This is a genomic window from Paenibacillus sp. J22P277, from assembly GCF_059383675.1.
Genome location: NZ_JBXENS010000005.1, coordinates 65,111 through 84,573, shown reverse-complemented (window position 1 = coordinate 84,573; position 19,463 = coordinate 65,111). Strand labels below are relative to the sequence as shown.

Annotated in this window: 18 protein-coding genes; 5 read left to right on the top strand and 13 right to left on the bottom strand. The window is 63.0% G+C overall.

Going from position 1 to position 19,463, the window contains the following annotated elements; all coding sequences use genetic code 11:
* Nucleotides 1-28 precede the first annotated feature (28 nt).
* Nucleotides 29-1,258 carry an MFS transporter gene (locus tag AC50YL_RS17585; RefSeq protein ID WP_494833514.1) on the top strand — a complete coding sequence of 410 codons (1,230 nt, stop codon included), beginning with the start codon at nt 29-31 and terminating at the stop codon, nt 1,256-1,258.
* A 127-nt stretch (nt 1,259-1,385) separates the two neighbouring features.
* Nucleotides 1,386-2,162, top strand: coding sequence for an ABC transporter ATP-binding protein (locus AC50YL_RS17580; RefSeq protein WP_494833513.1), 777 nt, complete (start codon nt 1,386-1,388; stop codon nt 2,160-2,162).
* A 124-nt stretch (nt 2,163-2,286) separates the two neighbouring features.
* Here AC50YL_RS17580 and AC50YL_RS17575 read toward each other — a convergent pair whose 3' ends face one another.
* On the bottom strand, nt 2,287-3,132 hold the full coding sequence (locus AC50YL_RS17575) for a WecB/TagA/CpsF family glycosyltransferase (RefSeq protein ID WP_494833512.1): 846 nt from the start codon (nt 3,130-3,132) through the stop codon (nt 2,287-2,289).
* A 72-nt stretch (nt 3,133-3,204) separates the two neighbouring features.
* Here AC50YL_RS17575 and AC50YL_RS17570 point away from each other — a divergent pair, with 72 nt between their 5' ends.
* Nucleotides 3,205-4,164: a substrate-binding domain-containing protein gene (locus tag AC50YL_RS17570; protein WP_494833511.1), complete on the top strand. Its 960-nt coding sequence runs from the start codon at nt 3,205-3,207 to the stop codon at nt 4,162-4,164.
* Nucleotides 4,165-4,472: 308 nt separating this feature from the next.
* Here the strand turns inward: AC50YL_RS17570 and AC50YL_RS17565 are convergent, their stop codons facing one another.
* The 10 genes from AC50YL_RS17565 to AC50YL_RS17520 form a co-directional block, all read right to left on the bottom strand.
* A complete protein-coding gene (locus tag AC50YL_RS17565) occupies nt 4,473-6,275 on the bottom strand; it encodes an AAA family ATPase (protein WP_494833510.1) in 1,803 nt (600 codons plus the stop codon).
* Between the two features lie 136 nt (nt 6,276-6,411).
* Nucleotides 6,412-7,776, bottom strand: coding sequence for an MFS transporter (locus AC50YL_RS17560; protein ID WP_494833508.1), 1,365 nt, complete (start codon nt 7,774-7,776; stop codon nt 6,412-6,414).
* A 170-nt stretch (nt 7,777-7,946) separates the two neighbouring features.
* On the bottom strand, nt 7,947-9,107 hold the full coding sequence (locus AC50YL_RS17555; protein ID WP_494833506.1) for a winged helix-turn-helix domain-containing protein: 1,161 nt from the start codon (nt 9,105-9,107) through the stop codon (nt 7,947-7,949).
* A gap of 250 nt (nt 9,108-9,357) precedes the next feature.
* Nucleotides 9,358-10,113 carry a class I SAM-dependent methyltransferase gene (locus AC50YL_RS17550; protein WP_494833504.1) on the bottom strand — a complete coding sequence of 252 codons (756 nt, stop codon included), beginning with the start codon at nt 10,111-10,113 and terminating at the stop codon, nt 9,358-9,360.
* 219 nt (nt 10,114-10,332) lie between these two features.
* Entirely contained in the window at nt 10,333-10,875 is a 543-nt protein-coding gene (locus tag AC50YL_RS17545; RefSeq protein WP_494833502.1) for a QcrA and Rieske domain-containing protein, read from the bottom strand.
* 39 nt (nt 10,876-10,914) lie between these two features.
* Nucleotides 10,915-12,168, bottom strand: coding sequence for an MFS transporter (locus tag AC50YL_RS17540; RefSeq protein ID WP_494833501.1), 1,254 nt, complete (start codon nt 12,166-12,168; stop codon nt 10,915-10,917).
* Nucleotides 12,169-12,235: 67 nt separating this feature from the next.
* Nucleotides 12,236-12,727: a DUF4362 domain-containing protein gene (locus AC50YL_RS17535; protein WP_494833500.1), complete on the bottom strand. Its 492-nt coding sequence runs from the start codon at nt 12,725-12,727 to the stop codon at nt 12,236-12,238.
* An 83-nt stretch (nt 12,728-12,810) separates the two neighbouring features.
* Entirely contained in the window at nt 12,811-14,091 is a 1,281-nt protein-coding gene (locus tag AC50YL_RS17530) for an ArsB/NhaD family transporter (RefSeq protein WP_494833498.1), read from the bottom strand.
* Nucleotides 14,092-14,450: 359 nt separating this feature from the next.
* Nucleotides 14,451-14,975, bottom strand: a complete 525-nt coding sequence (locus tag AC50YL_RS17525) for a YhjD family protein (protein ID WP_494833496.1) — start codon at nt 14,973-14,975, stop codon at nt 14,451-14,453.
* Complete coding sequence (locus AC50YL_RS17520; protein WP_494833494.1) at nt 14,972-16,228, bottom strand: DNA polymerase IV; 1,257 nt, start codon at nt 16,226-16,228, stop codon at nt 14,972-14,974. Before AC50YL_RS17520 ends, AC50YL_RS17525 begins: the two co-directional genes overlap by 4 nt.
* A gap of 192 nt (nt 16,229-16,420) precedes the next feature.
* Here AC50YL_RS17520 and AC50YL_RS17515 point away from each other — a divergent pair, with 192 nt between their 5' ends.
* Complete coding sequence (locus tag AC50YL_RS17515) at nt 16,421-16,681, top strand: hypothetical protein (RefSeq protein WP_494833493.1); 261 nt, start codon at nt 16,421-16,423, stop codon at nt 16,679-16,681.
* A 90-nt stretch (nt 16,682-16,771) separates the two neighbouring features.
* Here AC50YL_RS17515 and AC50YL_RS17510 read toward each other — a convergent pair whose 3' ends face one another.
* Nucleotides 16,772-17,434, bottom strand: coding sequence for an HAD family hydrolase (locus AC50YL_RS17510; protein WP_494833491.1), 663 nt, complete (start codon nt 17,432-17,434; stop codon nt 16,772-16,774).
* A 34-nt stretch (nt 17,435-17,468) separates the two neighbouring features.
* Nucleotides 17,469-18,191 (bottom strand): class I SAM-dependent methyltransferase, encoded by a 723-nt coding sequence (locus AC50YL_RS17505; RefSeq protein WP_494833489.1) that lies wholly within the window; start codon nt 18,189-18,191, stop codon nt 17,469-17,471.
* Nucleotides 18,192-18,389: 198 nt separating this feature from the next.
* Here AC50YL_RS17505 and AC50YL_RS17500 point away from each other — a divergent pair, with 198 nt between their 5' ends.
* On the top strand, nt 18,390-19,367 hold the full coding sequence (locus tag AC50YL_RS17500; RefSeq protein WP_494833488.1) for an aldo/keto reductase: 978 nt from the start codon (nt 18,390-18,392) through the stop codon (nt 19,365-19,367).
* Nucleotides 19,368-19,463 lie beyond the last annotated feature (96 nt).

Genomic DNA, 19,463 nt, shown 5'->3' with positions numbered 1-19,463 from the left:
TAGAAAACAACGAAAGGGGTTATGACCCATGACCCAATCCGCCGCCATGACGGCAACGCGCAATCCCGCCGTTTGGATGCTGCTCGGCGTCAGCTTCGCCCATCTGCTCAACGACGCGATGCAGACGGCCGTGCCTTCCGCTTTCCCGCTGTTCCAATCCTCGATGCACCTGACGTTCACCCGGATCGGCTGGGTCGCGTTCATGCTCAATATTACCGCCTCCCTCCTGCAGCCGTTCATCGGCTTCCTGTCCGACCGCAGGCCGATGCCGAATCTGCTGCCGCTCGGCATGGTCTTCTCGCTCGTCGGCGTGCTCGGCTTCGCCTGCGCGAACTCGCTGTGGATGCTGCTCGCGGCCGCCGTGTTCATCGGCGTCGGTTCGTCCGTGCTGCATCCGGAATCGTCGCGCGTCGCGCGGATGGCCGCCGGCCGCGGGCGCGGCATGGCGCAGTCGGTCTTCCAGGTCGGCGGAAACACCGGCCAGGCGCTGGCGCCGCTGCTCGTCGCGTTCGTGCTGATGCCGCTCGGGCAGCTCGGCTTCCTTTGGTTCACGACCGCGGCCGTCGTCGGCATCGCGGTGCAGCTCGTCATCAGCCGCTGGTACGCGGAACGTCTGGCCGCCGCGCCGGCAAAGACGGCGGCCGTCTCCGCTTCGGACGAGCGCGATCCGGCGCCGCATGCCAAGCTGTTCATCGTCGGCACGATGGCGCTGCTGATCGCCCTGCTGTTCTCCAAATTCGTCTATATCGCCGGCATGACGGGCTTCTATTCGTTCTATTTCATGGATCATTACCATCTGCCCTTGTCCCGCGCGCAAATTTGCCTGTTCGCGCTGCAGTTTGCCGGCATGGTCGGCACGCTGCTCGGCGGGCCGCTCGCCGACCGATTCGGCCGCAAAACGATGATCTGGATCTCCATCGCCGGCACGGCGCCGTTCTCGCTGCTGCTGCCCTACGCGAGTCCGGCGGCCGCCATGCTGCTCTGCTGCGCGATCGGCCTGATTCTCATGTCCGGCTTTTCCGTCATCATCGTCTATGCGCAGGAATTGCTGCCGCGGCACGTCGGCACGGTGTCCGGCTTGTTCTTCGGACTGGCCTTCGGCATGGCGGGCCTCGGCTCCGTGCTGCTCGGCTGGCTGATGGACACGACGAGCGCCGAATTCGTCATCCGGCTCTGCTCCTTCCTGCCGCTGCTCGGCGTCTGCGCCTTCCTGCTGCCGCGCGAATCCAAGCTGATGCGAAGCTCGGAGGCGGCATGAACGATTGATGATACGCGCCGACGGGCGTACAATAGGAACCATGGTTCCCCTGTCAGCACGCAGGGCACGAAAGGCATCACGATAGGCATTAACGAAAGGCATCACGAAAGGAGTTTTCCGGAGTCCCATGATTATCGATATCGAACATGTCACTTGGCGGCGGGAGCAGCTGACGCTGCTGAAGGACGTAAGCTGGCAGGTCGCGCCGGGCGAACACTGGGCTTTGCTGGGGCTGAACGGCTCCGGCAAGACGACGCTGCTGAATCTGGTCAACGGTTATTTCTGGCCGTCCGAAGGCTCCGTCAGCGTGCTCGGCCACCGTTACGGCGAGGTGGACCTGCGCCAGCTTCGCAAAGAAATCGGCTGGGTCAGCACGTCGCTGCAGGAGAAGCTGTACGCCACCGACCGGACGCAGAACATCGTCATCAGCGGCAAACACGCGACGATCGGCTTGTACGACCGCGTTTCGGAGGAAGATCTGGACCTCGCCCGCTCGCTTATGGAGACGCTGGGATGCGCCCACCTGTGGGACCGCGAATTCCGCACCTGCTCGCAGGGCGAGAAGCAGAAGCTGCTCATCGCCCGGGCGCTCATGGCGAAGCCGCGCATCCTGATCCTGGACGAGCCGTGCAACGGCCTCGATCTCTTCTCCCGGGAGCGGCTGCTCGCCAGCATCAAGGACTTGACCGAGCGCGAGGACGCGCCGACGCTGATCTACGTCACCCACCACACGGAGGAGATTTTGCCGGCGTTCACGCATGCGCTGCTCATCCGCGGCGGCGAGATCGTGCGCAGCGGGCGAACGGAGGACGTGCTCACGACCGACGGGCTCAGCGCCTTCTTCGAGTCGCCCGTGGCGGTGGAAAAGCACGGCGATCGGGTCTATGTGCGCATAACGGATTAACGCGAATCTCATAACTCCCGCAGTCTCGAAAAGGGCGGCAGCGAAGCAGAACGATCTGCTCCCGCTGCCGCCCTTTTCGGCTTCGCGCGTTTGGAGTTGCCTCTGTTGCGGTACGACGCTTGCGTTAGGATTGCCGCGCCGGCGCGCGCTCCTTATACAATATCGCTCTCAGCGCGAACCGCGGCAAAATCAGCTGCCTCCGCCACCGCGACGGCTGATTGAGCAGCCGGAACAGCCACTCCGCGTGGAGCCGCTGCCATACCGCCGGCGCGCGCTTGACGGTACCGGCCACGATATCGAGGCTCCCGCCGACGCCGACGGCGACGCGCGCCCGCAGCCTGTCCTTGCGCGCATGAATCCAGCGCTCCGCTTTCGGGGCGCCCAAGGCGACGACGAGCACGTCGGGCCGCTTCGCGGCAATATCCGCCGCGACCCGCTCGTCCTCCGACGGATCGAAATAGCCGTGCTGCCTGCCGACCACGGATACGCCGGGGTACCGCTGCCGGATCACGTCGGCCGCGCGCCGGTTCGTCGCTTCGTCCGCGCCCAGCAGATAGAACGACCATCCGCTGCGGTTGCCGGCTTCCAGCAGTTCGAAGAGCAAATCGCAGCCCGTCACCCGCTCGGGCAGCGGATCGCGCCGCATGCGGGAGACCAGCACGATCCCGATGCCGTCCGCCGTGAGCAGATCCGCCCCGTCGACGATGCCGCGAAGCTCCGCGTCCTGCTGGCAGGACATCGCGATTTCCGGATTGAGCGTCACGACGTGAAACAGCTTGCGCTTCTTCTCCGCAAGGACGCCTTGAATCCGGGCCACGGTTTCCGGCATGGTCAGCTTGGGAACCGGGATCCCCATGATTTTGGAATAGTCGGTCATCGTACGCCAGTCCACCTTCGATTCGTTTTCCCACATTTTATCATGAATCGCCGTCCGAACGATACCTTGCGCATTTGCCTCCAACCGCCGCATCGCGTACATCCTATGGTACAATGACCTCAGCCGATATCCCGTACCCCATCTTAACCGCAGGAGGCCCCCGTCATGTCCAGCGACATTTCCTATACGACCGAAGAAATCGCCAAGCTGCTCAAAATCTCCAAGTTGACCGTCTACGACCTCATCAAGAAAGGCGAGCTCGCCTCTTACCGCGTCGGCAAACAGATGCGCATCGACGCCGACGATCTCGAGGCTTACAAGCAGCGTGCCAAGAGCCTCTCCGCTTCGGAGCGGCCGGCTGCTTCTTTCGCGGAGCAGCCGCCGCTCGGCATCCCGGCCGCCGCGCCGGCAAACGGCCTGCGGCCCATCGTCATTACCGGGCAGGACGTCAGCTTGGATATACTGGCGAAGCACATGGAGAAGCAGTTGCCCGGCACGCGTCCGCTTCGCGCGCATGTCGGCAGCATGGACAGCTTGATCGCGATGTACAGGGGCGAAGCCGATATCGTCAGCACGCATCTGCTCGACGGCGAGACCGGCGCGTACAACCTCCCCTATATCCGGAGGCTGCTCGTAGGCGCGTCGTACATGGTCGTTAACCTGCTCTCCCGCAATGCCGGGCTCTACGTCCGACGCGGCAACCCGCTGGAGCTGCTGGGCTGGGCCGACCTCGGCCGGCCAGGGCTGCGGTTCGCCAATCGCGAGCGCGGCTCCGGCGCGCGCGTGCTGCTGGACGAGCAGCTTCGGCTGCATGGCATCGCGACCGGCGGGCTGCTCGGCTACGACCGGGAGCAGACCAACCATCTCGGCGTCGCAGCCCAGGTCGCCTCCGGCCATGCCGACGTCGGCGTCGGAAGCGAGAAAGCCGCCTCGCTCGTCGGCGGCATCGATTTCATCCCGCTTATCCGGGAGCAGTACGACCTTGTCGTGATGAAGAATGCCGCATCATTGGCGTGGATGCCCGATCTGCTGCGCATCATCCGCTCCGAGGCGTTCAAGGGCGAGCTTGAGGCCATCGCCGGCTACGACCTGTCGCGGACGGGCGACATTTTGCACGAGACGTGAGCCTTGCATTCACGGAATGCGAACCTTGCATGCCATCCGGAAAAACCTCCGCCGCGTCCGGTCCGCCGGCGCGTTCGGAGGTTTTTCGCCGTCGATGCGCGGCTTGCGGCCGCATCGCCGTCCGCGAGAGTGGCTGCGGCCACCCCGTTCGACTTAAACATCGACCGTGTCCGTGCGTCGGTCGAAACGCAAGAAACCCGCCGATACGGCGGGTTTCTTGCGTTTGCGATATTCCATTCGCGATCGGCGGCCAGCGCGGTTCTTCATGTCCGATTCGCGGCTTGCGGCTTCGCGCCGCTCGCAGCGGATCAGTCCGGTTCCTTTCCGCCCTCCGGATCTTCGTTCCCGATCGCATCCTCCTCGGACGGTTCCGATTCCGGCTCCTCCTGCTCTTGCTCCTGCTCCTGCGCCTGCTGCGTCCGCTTCGCTTCATCTGGCGCTTCCAGCTTCGCGGGAAGCGTCGTCACCTTCGGCGGCTCCGGCCGGGTACGGCCGTACAGGGAGAGATAGATGCCCTCGATCTCCTCGCCCGTCAGATCGCCTTGCTTGAGCAGTTCCCCGGCGATCACATGCACGAATTCGGCATGGTCCTTCACGAGCTTCTTGACCTGCTGCATCTGATCCTTCAGCAGCTCGTTGATTTTCGGCCGGAGCGCCTTCAGCGCCTCCGCGTGCGAGCCCGTCGCAAGGAAACTGAACAGCTCGTCGCCCATCCCGACCATGCCGAGATATGCGCCCGCCATCGAGGTCGCCTGCTGCAGATCGGAGGTCACCCCGTTCAGCTTCTTCCCGAGAAACTCCTCCTCGACCGCGCGGGCGGCCAGGCAGACTTGGATCCCGGCCAAAATCTCGCTGTCGCTCCGGTTGTACCGTTCGTGCGTCGGCTTCGTCGCGGCCAGGCCGAGCGCGCTGCCGCGCCGGATGATCGTCACCTTCCACACGCGCTCGTGCGGCTTGAGCAAATACTGGGCGACCGCGTGCCCCGCTTCGTGATAGGCGACGTTGCGTTTCTCGTCCTCGCTCATGGAACGCAGCGGCTGCTTAAGGCCCCATTCATACGTCTCCATGGCGACGCGGAAATCCAGGTAGCTGGCCAGCTGCGCGCCGCGTTGATGCGCGATGATGACGGATTCGTTGACGATATGCTTGATCTGCGCCGGGCTATAGCCGATCGTATCGAGCGCGGCTTTCTCCGGCGTCAGCGTTTCATCGCGTTTTACTTTCTTGAGGTAGTATTGGAAAATATCGATCCGGCCGTCGTAGTCGGGCGTATCGACCCACAGCTGCCGGTCGAACCGGCCGGGACGCAGCAGCGCCGAGTCCAGCACGTCGGGCAGGTTCGTCGCCGCGATGGTCAGCACCGCCGGGCGCTCCGCCTTCTTGCGCCGCAGGCCGAGCGAGCGAAGCAGCTTCGCGATTTTGCCGTTGTCGAGGTTCGGCGGATCCATCTGCAGCAGCAGCTCGTTGAGCAGGCCGGAGCCGCCCCCCATGCCCATCATCCCCATCATGCCGCCGCCGCTGCCCTGCCGTTTCATCCCGATCGCGTCGATCTCGTCGATGAAGATAATGCAGGCGCCGTAGACCTTCGCCAGATTGCGCGCCTTCTTGTACAGCCGCATGACCTTCATGTTGCCGACGCCGAAGAACATGTTCTGGAAGCTCGGGGCGGACGCGTACGCGAACGGCACCTTCGCTTCGTTGGCGATGACCTGCGCCAGATAGGATTTCCCGGTTCCCGGCGGACCGCAGAGCAGGAACCCCCGGATCGCCTCGCCGCCCATTTCCTTGAAGTCCTTGACTCCGCCGAGCAGCAGCACGATCCGCTTCGCGTTGTCCACGATCTCGGGATTGCCCCGGTAATCGTCCCAGGTCGCGCCCGTCTCGCCGGGCAGCACCCAATACGTTCGTCCCCTCGCCAGAAACCAGAAAAGCGCGACGAACTGCACGATCATGAACATCATGGCAAAGAGCAGCTGCAGCAGCAGGCTGATAATGCTCAGCGCCACCGCCAGCACCGTCGGTCCGCCGGTCGCCACGTACCAGACCAGGAGACCGATCACGAGCAGCCAGAGGAGGAATTTCCGCCATTTCACCCATCTATATCTCCCCATGGCCACACTTCCTTTACGCGAAAAGTCTTACCCCATTGTTATTAGTCTATGGAATAAAATATTCGCGTATGGAAGAAACAAATCGGCCTAAAAGCCCGCGCGAAAAGGGAGGAGCCGCCGCCCCTCCCTCTTAATCTCACATCGTATGTGATGCCTTTCGGCGGTCGCCTTCGGCCGCAGCCATTCTCCCCCACAGCGCCGGCGCGAAAAGCAAGCCGAGCAGCCCGATGGCCGCCGTCGCCCAGCCGAACCCCGTAAAGACCGGACCTGCGCCAGCCGCTACGATCATCCATCCGCCGGCAAGCGGCGCGCCGAGCATGACAAGGCTCGTCAGCGTCTGCTCGACGCCGAATACCCGGCCGATCATCGCGGGCGGCATCTCCCGCTGCAGCAGGTAGATTTTCGTCGTGATGAACGCCCCGTTCCCGATGCCGAGCAATAGTCCGAGCGCGAGCACCCAGCCGATCGGCGCGCCCGGACGCAGCATGCCAAGCCCCGCGATCGCCGCCCCGAGCCATACGTAGCCGCCGCCCAAGCCCCAGCCGTACGACAGCCGGCTCCGCTTGTTCAAAACCAGCATGACCGCGACCGAACCGGCTCCGATTGCCGCCACGAGCCAGCCGAGCAAGGAGGGTTCGCCGGGCGAGAGCTCCCGCAGGAGCGTGGAGAATTGGTAGTCCACCATAAGGATCGCGGTCAGCCCGACGAAGCCGAAGAGCAGCGTATGCCGCACGGGCTTGGCGCGCATGATGAACCGCATGCCTTCGCGCCATTCATCGGCTGCCGACGGGCGCATCGCCTCCGCTGCCGACTGCGTTGTCACGACCGCCCCCGATGGGTCCGTCGCCACTGCCGAATTCGCTGCCTCGATCGCCCCCGACATGCGTGTCGCCGCTGCCGGCTGGGACGGGACCGGCGTTTCGGCCGACCGGACCGTCCAGAGCAGCCCCGCCGAGAGCAGCCTGGACGCCGCATGCACGAGAATGCAGGCGCTCGGCGACAAGGCCGCCAGAACGAGCGCGCCCGCGAGCGGACCGGCGATCTTGGCGCCCTGCTGCACCATGCCGTTATAGGTCGTCGCCTGAAGCAGCCGGTCGGTCGGCACGATCTGCCGCGTAATGGCCTGCTGGGCCGGCGAGATGAACGCGGCCGCCCCCGCGCGGAGCGCAAGCAGCGGCATGAGCGCGTAGACGTTCGGCGCGGCGAGAAGCGCCGCGGTAATGGCGGCCGTGAGCAAATCGCACAGCAGCATCAGCTTGATCCGCGGCAGACGGTCGGCCGCGACGCCCGCGAGCGTGCCGAGCAGCAGTCCCGGCAGCGCCATGACGACCGGAATCCAGGCCAGCGTCATCGGTCCCGCGCCCCAGCGGTACACGATCAGCACTTGAATCGCGATGGCGTCGAACCATTCGCCCATCGCCGCCCCCGCGTAAGCGGCGAACATGCGCGCGAATGCGCGGTTTGCCCACAGGTTCCCTGCCGCCCCCGTCGTTTGTTCCATAATGCCTTCCCCCTCTGATTCCGCTTATGCGCAGGATGGCTTCAGGATAAGCGAGCTTTGTCAGAGGATTGTCAGAGGATTGTCAGAGGAGGACCCCGCGATTATAAGAAGGCTGGACAATGCGAATAACGGAGGCGAGGAACGCGGACATGCAAACGGCGGGCGGAAGGTCATCTCAAATACCGGTCGAGCATTGCCTCCATATCCGCCAATCGCCGATTGAAGGCATGCTCCCGCTCCAGCTCGTCCTCAAGCCCGTCCAGCTTCCGCTCGAGCGCTCCCCTCCCGGCATCCCGCCCGGCGGAACGAACTCGGTTCAAGCAAAGGCGCAGCTGCTTAAGCGAGACGAGCAGGAGCGGCACGTTCTGCGACTGCCGGACGACCTGCAGTCCGGACTCGACGGCTTGCGACGCTTCCTTCGGCTTCCCGGACCGCAGCAGGAACATCGCCCGCACCAGATGGTACCGGCCGATTTCCCGCAAATACGGGGCATCCCGCAGCATCGCCTCCAGCTCGCCCATGCTTCGTTCCGCCGCGGCCAGATCGCCCTTGGCGACGCGGACGTAGAACTCCGCGGTCGCGACGGCAACCGGGAATCCCGTCAGATCGTCCCGATCCACGACTTCGCGGGCGATGGACAGCCGTTCCTCCGCCCGTTCGAACTGACCGGTATCGGCATATAGATCGATGATATTCAAGATATACAGCTCGCGCTTCTGCTCCGGCGTCACCACATCCAATGCCAGCGTCCGCTCGAACATCGCCAAGCCGGGTTGCGGCCCCGCCGCGTACGCATAGAGCAGCAGCACCCAATACAATCTGTCCGCGGGCGGCGCTTCATCGGTATCCAGCAGCCATGCCAAATCGCCCTGGATGAAGCGCATGTACACGGCGTAGAAGGCATCCACTTCGATCCCAAGGGCATCCTGCTGCGCGGCCAGCGTCAGAATCGACCGCCCCTGTCCGAAGAGATGGTATTTGCGGAACAAGCCTTGAACGGAAGCCCGCGTCTCTTCGTCCTGCACGGACGGGTTCGGCATCTCGGTTCCCCCCGTCATGCGCAGGCTGTAGCCGTAGCCCCGGACCGTCACGACGGCGAGCTGCGGCAGCCGGACGAGCTTCCGGCGGATGCGGTACACGTGGTCGTCCACCGTCCGCTCGTCCGGATAATGCGACGGCCAGACATGATCCAGCAGCTGGGCGCGCGCGAAAACCTGTCCGCGGCGGTCGTACAAAAACTTGAGCAGCGCGTACTCCTTGGCGAGCAGCGTCACGGTAACCGGCCCGCAGCTGACCGCGAGGGCGCCCGGGTCGAACCAAATTTGCGGCATGAACGGCCGCCCCCTCTCGAGCGAATAATTGTTGCCATGCCGAGCATCCGCTTCCGGGGACGGCTCGGTGATCCTGCCCGGCGGCCGGGCGGGCTGCGGTCTTGGTCCATCGCGAAGCCGGGAAATTGCCGCTGCCGGCTGCTTCGCGCAGCCGCAAACCAAACAGCAGCCGCGGGCAATTGCTTGCCCCGGCTGCTGCCGGCACGGATGCCTCGGCCCCCGCTGTTCGCCGAGCCCTCTCGGGCTGTGCTTATACTTCGCCCCAGTACACTTCCGTCTCGTAGTCGAACGCGATTTTGCCGTCCTCGCTCGTCTCGTCGAACAGCTGCCGCAGCCCCGCGATCATCGGTTCATGATTGGGGTGGCCCGGCATCGGACTGTAGGATGAGGACAACAGCCGGCCCTTCAACCCTTCGTAGTCGAACGCCTGGCTCATCGTGAACCGCGCTTCCCGCATCGTTCCTTCCTTGAAGAAGGACGCCAGATCGGCGGACGAAATGTTCTTGTGCGTCATCTGCTCGTAGTCGGTGGCGTAATTTTTCAGCAGCAGATCGTAGCCTTCCCTGAACGGCGCGCCCTGCGTCATGCGCGAATTCCAGATCAGCGCCGCCTTCCCGTCCGGCTTCAGGATGCGGCCGAACTCCGCCCGCGCCGCCGCTCGGTCGAACCAGTGGAACGACTGCGCGCACACGATGTAATCCACGGAATCATCCGTCAGCGTCGTCTCCTCGGCCGAGCCGCACACCGCCAGAAACTGCGGCTCCTGCGCCAGCGTTTCCATCGCGGCCGTCCGCATCTCGTTATTGGGCTCCACCGCGATGACGCGGCTTCCCCGTTCCAGGAGAAGCCGCGAGAAAATGCCCGTCCCCGCGCCGATATCCGCGATCACCGAAGCGGTGTTAAAACCGATGGCATCGTACAGATGATCGATGGCCTCCTTCGGATAGCTTGGGCGGTACTTCACATAGGTGTCCACCCGGTCGGAAAATCGCAGCTTGCTGTTCATGTCAAACACGCTCCCTTGTCGTTCGTTTTGCCAGTCCGATTCTGCTGAGCTTGCGCGTTCCTAATACTGCCATTATACACCTGCGGGGCGCGACATGAAAAACCCTGCCCGAATTTTCCCGGACAGGGTCTGCTTTCCGTACTTCGCGCGGCTCGGCTTTCTCGGCGCATGGCGGCTCGCCTGTTGCGGCGCGTAGCGGCGATCAACGCCGGCGGGCGGTTAGGCTTCCGTTCCCGGAATCGGCTTCATCAGGTCGAAATAGACGCTGCCGCCCGCGATGATCGGTTCGAACGTATCCAGCCCCCGCGTGACGACGAAGGTCGCGCCTCCCGTGCCGTCGAACTCCGCGCCGTGGCAGGGACACCAGAAATACGTGTCCGGGCGGTCGGCCCGCTGCGCTTCCGTCGCGGGCACGATCGTGCAGCCCAGATGCGAGCAGGCGGGCGACATGATCAGCAGCTCCCCCGCCCCGCCGATCGCGACGTACACGAACCCCGACACCGGCTTCGTATACCATGCGTCGACGTATTCCGCTTCGTAGTCGATTTTCGCGACGCCCTGCAGCAGCTTCAGATCCGCGACTTCGCCGAGCTTCACGATGTTGCCCGGCGGCGGCGGGCTGCCGACTTTCCGGTGCGTGACGGCACCGTAATAGAACAAGCCGGTGCTCCCGGCCAAGATGGCGGCGGCGCCGATCGCGATCTTCGCGGTCGTGCCGAGGAAAGCCTTGCGCGTGATTTTCTGCGGAACCTTGCGGTCCATGCGATCACTCTCCTTGCGAATGGAAAATTCGCGGCCGTGTTAGGTCTGCGCTTGCAGCCTGCGATCCAGCTTGCCCTGCACGAACCACGCATACACGGCATACCCGGCCAGCACGGCGGCGGCCGTCAGCAGGAAGGGCAGCGAATAATGACTGCCCGCCAAGATATACCCGGCCCAATACGAGGCGATCGTATTGCCGATGCTGCGCGAGACCGTCCGCATGCCCGCGAACAGGTTGCGGTCTTCCTCGGCCACCGCCGACATGCACTCGCTGTCCGTCAAATTGTTCAGCATCGTAAAGCCCGTTCCGCGCAGCAGCAGCAGCACGGCGAACGCCGAAGCCGGCATCGCGACCGCCATCAGCGCCACGACGAGCGCGTTATAAAGAAACAGAAACGCGAACGTCCTGCGGCTGCCCCACCGTTCCACGATGTACGGCATCGCCATCGAGCCGACGAAGAAGCAGAACCCGGACAACGCGAGCAGACCGGATATGCCGCCGTCTCCCATCTCGAACCTGAATTTCAGGATCACGTTCAGAAAGGGACTGAGCAGCCCGAACGCGAACCCGGAACTGAAGATCAACAGCGACAGCAGCAGCAGAAAGCCCATCGCGTGCCGGTGCTTCGGCTTGGGCGCAGGTTCGCCGGACTTCGCGTCCCCGCCCGCCGTCGTCGCCGCATTCTCCGCCCTTGCGTGCGTGGAAGGCAGCAGCACGCCGCGCAGTATACCGGACAGCGCCAGGCAGCCGCCTGCAACGAAGAAGGCGTATTGATAGATGGTGGTGTGCCCCGGCAGCCAATCCGGCAGATAACCGCCGAGCCACGTGCCGACGCCGGTAAAGAGCGTGAACATGGCGAACAGCAGCGAATAAGCGCTCGTCTCTTCCTTCTTGGTGCGGCAGTATTGGAAGATGAGCTGAATCTCGGAGTTGACGACCGCCGCGATGCCGAGCGACCAGATCAGCTGGGCCGCGGTGACCGCGGCCAAGGTCGTGGCAAAGCCGAACAGCGCGAGCGCCAGGAACGCCAGCAGCATGCCCGTTACGAGCATCGGCTTGCGTCCGACCCGCCTGACGACGAAGCCTGCCGGAAGGCTCATCAATCCCATCGTGAGCGCGCCCAGCGACGTGATCCGGCCGATGTCGCCTTTGGAGAAGCCGAGGTCCAAGAGATGCAGGTTCAGGATGAGGCCGAAGATGCCCGCCGCGATGCCGAACAAGCTTTCCGTCGCGATGAACCGTTTCACGCCGGGGGATAAATCACGTACCAGATGCAGGGTATATGTCCACATGAGTTGCGCCTTTCCTCTTGCTGCGGTATGTGCTTCATCTTACATGGCGGCGGCGTCCGGTTCAATCTTATTTCTGCGGAACGACCGGGAATCGAAAATATTGGCCGGCCTCGCCGTCGCAGCCCGTCAACACGTAATTGTCGGCGCCGTCGAATCCCGGTTTCTTCCCGATGCCGGTGCATAGCGAGCTCGGCCTGCCCAAGTCGCTGCCGTACGCGTCCATGGCGTTATCGTACGTGAAGCGGATCTGCTTCCCGTCGTAGGTCAGTTCGCTTACGATCGGGCCTCCTTCGATCGTAAACGCGGTAACCCGGACCTGCGCGTACCCGGGCTTGGCCGACTGGACATGGTTCATGAACGTCTTCCAACGCTTCAGATTGACGTAACGGCCATGCACGTTCACGACGTCGCCGTTCTCGACCGCCTGCTCCGACGTATACGGTATCGTCGGCTTCGGAAATCCGGCAGCGGCGGCGGCTTTCGTATCGCCTGCGTCCGATGACCGGCAGCCCGTCAGCAGGACCGCCGCCAGAAGCACGGCCGCAATCGCCTTGCACATGTACATCCCCCCTCGTCTATTCGACGCCGAAAGCACCGTAAAGTTTCATTTTCTTCCAAATGAGTGAAAAAAGCCCTTTCGCTTCAAAGGAGGTACCGTACGTAGATATACCCGCTGGCCAGCGCGACCGACAGGAGCATGAGCGGGAACGCGACCTTCATGTAAGCGACGAACCGGATCGGATGGCCTTCCTTCGCCGCCAGCCCGGCCGCGACCAGATTGGCGCTCGCTCCGATCAAGGTGCCGTTGCCGCCCAGGCAGGCGCCGAGCGCGAGACTCCACCACAGCGGCTCCATATGATCGACGCCGCGCGCGCCCATCTCTTGGATCAGCGGAATCATCGTGGCCACGAACGGAATGTTGTCCAAGAACGCGGAGGCGATCGCGCTGAGCCACAGGATCAGCATGGAAGCCGCCGCGACGTTTCCGCCCGTGAGGTCGATCGCCTTGGCGGCGAGCTCGGCCATGACTCCGGTCTCGACCAGCCCCGACACGAGCACGAACAACCCGGCGAAGAAAAAAATCGTCGGCCATTCCACTTTCTTGAACGCCTCTTCCATGCGATGCTCGCCCGCCAGCAGCAGCAGGACGAACGCGCCCGCGAGCGCGACGGCCGCGGATTCCAGGTGCAGCGCCTGGTGCAGGAAGAAAGCCAGGATCGTCAGCCCCATGACGCTCAGGCTCTTGACCAGCAGCCGAACGTCGGTGATCAGCCCGGACGGGTCCAGCTCCATGAGACTTCTCTTCCGTTCCGGCGTCGTCCGGATCTGCTTGCGGTAGAGCAGGACGAACAGCGGTACGTAGACCGCCATGATGATCGCCGCAATCGGGGCCAGATTAACGATGAACGCGCCGAACGTCAGCTCCTTCACCGCGCTGCCGATCATGATGTTGGGCGGGTCGCCGATCAGCGTGGCCGTGCCGCCGACATTGGAGGCGATGACTTGCGTGACCAGGAACGGAATCGGAGAGAGGCCTAGCCGCCTCGTGATGCTGAACGTGACAGGGACCATCAGCAGTATCGTCGTCACGTTGTCCAGGAAAGCCGAGGCGACCGCCGTGATCAGCGCAAGCGCGACCAAGATGCGGACGGGCTCGCCCTTCGCCCGCTTCGCGGTCCATGCCGCCGCGAACGCGAACACGCCCGTATCGGCCGTGACCGAGACGATGATCATCATGCCGATCAAGAGGCCCAACGTGTTGAAATCAATGTGCTGCAGCGCCGTCTCTTGATCCACGATGCCGAGCGCGATGACGAGCAGTCCGCCGATCATCGCCACGATCGTCCGGTTGATCTTCTCCGAAATCATAAGTGCGTATGCGGCCAGAAAAATTCCGATGGCCCAAATGGCTTGTTGTTCCATAACGCCCTCCCTTGTTGGTTTTACGGCTGCCCCTTGCTTGGCGTGCCCAAAAAAAGACAAAAAGAGCCCGTCAGTGACAGGCTCCTCCAGTAACGCGGTATGAATGATTGTTGCCTTTATTCTACACGCAAATAATAGTCGCTGTAAACCCGCGGACGGGCCTTGCTCGTTTTTGGTCTTGCACTCGTTTGGCCTTCCGTTGGCTTTCCGTGCCCCGTTCCGTTGTTTCCTTGCGCGGTTCCGTTGTTTCCTTGCGCCATTCCGTTGGTTCTTGCTTCATCCCGTTGTTTCCATGCGCGGTTCCGTCGTTTGCTTACGCCTTTTCCTTCCCCCGTCTCCCGTTGCCAGTCCGTATCCGTTCACTTCGGCCTCATCGTGCCTTCCTTGAGCAGCACCGCCAGCTCCGACGTGTACCGAGCCAGCTTCATGCTGATCTCGGAACGCATCACGTCGCGCGTCATGCCGAATCGGTCCTCGTAGCCCCGGCAGTAGTAGCGGTGGTACACGACCAGATCCGACTGCTCCTCGTTCAGGATCCGGATATTCCGCTGTTTCAGGTCCCGCCGCAGCCCGTGCAGATCCTGCGCGACCCGATCCAGAATCTTCTGTCCCGCCATCAGAAACGCGCGCTTCAGCACCGTCGTCGTGTTCTCCACGTCGGCAATGCTCCGCTCCACGATCTTCACGATATGCGGCAGCAGGATGTAGTCGCGCAGCATCGCCCGCTCCTCCGTCGTAATGAGGTTGCCCTTTGGCGGGCGCGCATGCGCAGCGGCCGCGGCGCTCTGCGCGCCCCCTTCCGCATGATGCTCGTCGTACCGCTCCACGTGCTCGGTCAATAACATTTTGGATTTCCAGCGTTCATTGCCGTCCAGCTTGCTCATTTGTAGTGTCCTCCAATTTGCTCCGCCCTTTCCCGCGCCACGCCGGATTCCAGCAGCGACGAGGCGCGCATGATGGCCGTGCTTCCGTAGCGCTCCTTGATGGCGTCGATGGCCCGCTCCTTGCTGTAAGCGCGGGAACGGTCCTCGAACAGCGTCAGCTGAATGACGCTGTCGTCCGACAATTGCCCCAAGGCAATGCTGAGCCGGCTGATCGGCAATCCGTTCCAATGCTCCCTGAACAGCTTGAGCGCGGCCGCCGCCACCTCGTGGGTCAAGGACGTCGGCTGCGGCAGAGTCGTCTGCCGGCTGAACCAGCAGGAACGGACGCCGTCGGTTTCCGCCGCGGACACCGACACGACCGAGCCCATGAACCGGTTGCGCCGCGTGCGCTGGCACACCTCCACGACCAGCTCCAGCAGCACGACCTCGATGTCCTTCAGCTCGCGGTACAGATTCCAGCGCAACGCCTTGCCATGGCTGACGGACTTGAGCTGATGCCGGATGCCGGGCTCCACGGGACTCGGATCGATGCCCCGCGCGGTCTGCCAGTAGTAGCCGGCCTGGATGTCGCTCTGCTTGCCCATCTCGCGCCGCATGCGCCGCTTGAATTCGCCGAAGTCCATGCGGGCGATGTCGCCGATGCTCGACAAGCCCATGCGGGTGAAATGCCGGGTCATGGCGGAGGCGACCATGAACATCTGATGCACGGGAAGTTCCCAGAGCGTGGACTCCAATTTGTCGTAAGAAAGCTCGAAGACGCCCTCGTCGGTCTTCTTCGCGTAGTTGTCGGTCGCCATCTTGGCGAGAATCTTCGTCGGCCCGATGCCGACCCGCGACCAGACGCCCGTCGAGTGCTTCACGTGCATCTGAATGCGCGCGGCCAGCTCCTGCGGGGACTCGCCGAAGTAAGCCAGGGAACCCGTCACGTCCAGAAACTGCTCGTCGATGCTGTACGGCTCCACGAGCTCCGTGTAGGATTCGAAGATGCGGGTAATCAATAAGGAGACTTGAATGTACGTCCCCATCCGCGGCCGGATGACGACGAGGTCCGGACATCTCGCCAGCGCCTCCCCGACGCGCGACGCCGTCGTGACGCCGCGCTTCTTGGCGATAGGGCATGCCGCGAGCACGATGCCGTTCATTCTGGAAGGGTCGCCGACGGCAACCGGTTTATCGCTGTACTCCGGATGAGCGGCCTTCTCCACGGAAGCGTAGAAGGACTGTCCGTCGATCAGGAAAATATGCCTCGACATCTATGAACCCTCCCTCGATACACGAATATATGTTCGTATGTTCTTATTATATACCGAATGTGCGTTCCCAATGCAAGGGAAATATCTCCCTGTTCGTCCGATTTCCGCGCTTGCCTGCGGACGCCGGTACGGCGCTGCCCGCACCGGCGCGCGGGTTGCCGGAACCGGGGCTTCGGGGATTATAACAACGACGTGCATTTCACCCAGACGAACAACGACTATTTCCAGTTCTCCTTCGCCGGCACGGGCGCGGAATTGATCACGGGGAAGGAAGCCGGCCAAGGCAACGTCGACATTTACCTGGATAACGTGCTGCAGACGACGGTGAACACGTCGAGCCCGACGCGGTTGGCCAATCAGGTCGTCTATAAAGCGACGGGCTTGTCCAGCGGAACCCACACGCTCAAGGCCGTGAAGAAATCGGGCACCTTACATGCTGCTCGATTCGCTTAGAGTGACGCCGTAGCGCGGGATCGGCAAAGCGGGAACATATTAAAAGGGCTCAAGGCAGCATGATCTGCCCGAGCCCTTTTTCCGTTCGCGCTACAGCAACGCGAGCAGCTCGCTCAGTGCCGTAATGGTATGCAGCGGCTTCGCTTCGCTGCCCTCCGGCCACGGATGGTTCGCCCGCATCCAGACGGTCGGCATGCCGATCCGCCCCGCTCCCTCGATATCGTTCACGGGATGATCCCCGACGAACAGGCATTCCTCCGCGCGCAGCCCCAGCTTGCCCGCCGCCAGTTCGAAGATCCGGGGGTCCGGCTTCTTGATGCCCGCTTCCTCGGAGACGAGGATCAGATCGAACTCGCCCCGGATGCCCAGCAGGTCGATTTTGCCGTATTGGACCGCCGTCCTGCCGTTCGTGATAAGGCCGGTCCGGTATTTCGCCCGCGCATGCGCCAGTACCTCCCTCGCTCCCTCCATCAGCACCGCGTGGCGCAGGTATGCCCCGGGGTAGAACTCCGCCAGCTCGCCCGGCGCGGGCTTCCGCTCCCATGGCAGCTCCTCGAGCAGCTCGGCAAACAGCGTCTCCCGCGGCTTGTAGCCGTCCTGGTCGAGCTCGACGACGCGCTCGAGCATCGCCCGCCGGTCCGCGACATGCCCGAAATACGTATCGAAAAATTGCGCCGCGAACCCGCCGAACATCCGCGTGCGATCCAAAATCGTGTTGTCCAGGTCGAACAATACCGCCTTGATGTTCTCCATTTCCCTCTCTCCTTCCGTTCTCGTTATGCCCTATTCAACGTCGTCTTCGGATCAGAAAATGCGGCTGCGTGGCAAGTCGGTCGAACCATTTGGCGTACCATGCCGCCGCTCCCGGCGCATCCTTGAACTCGGCGGCCGGCTGCGGCTCGACGACGCGCTCGATCGTGAACCGCTCCGCGGTGGCGTTCAATATGTCTTGCAGCGATCTTCGGTAGAAGCTGACCTCCACCGGACCGGACTCCTGCTTGTTCCATGTTTCCGTCAGCAGCTCATGGGCGAAGTAATCCGGCCGATCAAAATGCCGATAATCCATGAAGGGATGATGCACGGAAAAAATCAAGCCGCCCCCCGGCTTCAAGATCCGCCTGAATTCGCGAAAGACGGGTCCCCAATCCGCGAGGTAATGCAGGGTCAAGGAGCTTACGATCAAGTCGAACGACGCCCGTTCGAACGGAAGGGACTCCGCGAGATCGCACGCGAGGACGTTCGCCTTGCCGCCGACGCGCCGTTTGCAGGCTTCGACCATCGCGGGACTGATGTCGATCGCGATCGTTTGCGCGCCCCGCTTCGCGAATTGCTCCGTATACCACCCTGCCGCGCAGCCGGCGTCCAGCACCGTCAGCCCCTCCATGTCCGCCGGCAGCAGCTTGATCATGGCCGGCCGTTCGTAATACGCGTTATGCCCGCTTCGCGCGTCTACGTGCAGCTCGTAATCCTTTGCCAGCTTCTCGTAAGCCTGGATGACCTTCTCCTTCACTTGCCCATCTCCTCCGGCGGTCGAATGGCGTTCAATTCTTCAGATTCGGCGCGTTCCCTGTCCGCTCCTGCCCGCGCGGGGCGAGCGCCGAACAAATTAGGCTGATCGTCATTAGGCATCCGCCCGCCGAATCCGTTATGATAGAAGGAGTCGCCCTGATGTTGCCACTAACAGCCGAAACAAGGGAGGAATCGAGAAATGGAGTATACGCGATTGGGCCAAACCGGCCTGGAAGTATCCAGAATTTGCCTGGGCTGCATGAGCTACGGCATTCCGACGCGAGGATCGCATACCTGGACGCTGGACGAAGAGAAGAGCCGTCCGTTCATCCGCAAGGCCTTGGAGCTCGGCATCAACTTCTTCGATACCGCGAACGTCTACTCGGACGGGACAAGCGAGGAGATCGTCGGCCGCGCGCTCGCGGATTTTGCCCGTCGGGAAGAGGTCGTGATCGCGACCAAAGTGCACGGGCGCATGCGTCCGGGACCGAACGGCGCGGGCTTGTCCCGCAAAGCGATCCTGAGCGAGGTGGACGACAGTCTGCGCCGGCTCGGCACCGATTACGTCGATCTGTACCAGATTCACCGCTGGGACCCGAAAACGCCGATCGAGGAAACGATGGAAGCGCTGCATGAGGTCGTCAAATCCGGCAAAGCCCGTTATATCGGCGCTTCCTCCATGTTTGCATGGCAGTTCCTAAAGGCGCAATATACGGCCGAGAAGCATGGCTGGACCAAATTCGTCAGCATGCAGAATCACTTGAACCTGCTCTACCGGGAGGAAGAACGGGAGATGCTGCCGTTATGCGAGGAGATCGGCGTCGGCGTCATTCCTTGGAGTCCGCTGGCCCGCGGCCGCTTGACCCGGAGCTGGGACGAGATCAGCGAGCGGTCCGAGACCGACCTCTTCGGCAAAACGCTGTACGCGTCCGCCGTCGATTCCAATCGCGCGATCGTGGAACGCGTCGCCCGGATCGCGGCCGCGCGGGGCGTGAACCAAGCCCAAGTCGCCCTGGCCTGGCTGCTCGGCAAATCCGTCGTGACTTCGCCGATTATCGGCGCGACGAAGCCCCAGCATCTGGACGATGCGGCCGCGGCGGTGGCGCTTGCCCTCTCGCCGGAGGAAATCCGCGAGCTCGAAGAAGCTTACGTCCCCCATCCCGTACAGGGGTTCTAACCCTTTATCGCGCGCATGCTCTTAAGTCGGCACGCAAAAACCGGACTCGCCATGGCGGGTCCGGTTTTTGCATTGGCTTGCCTATCTAGCTGCTCG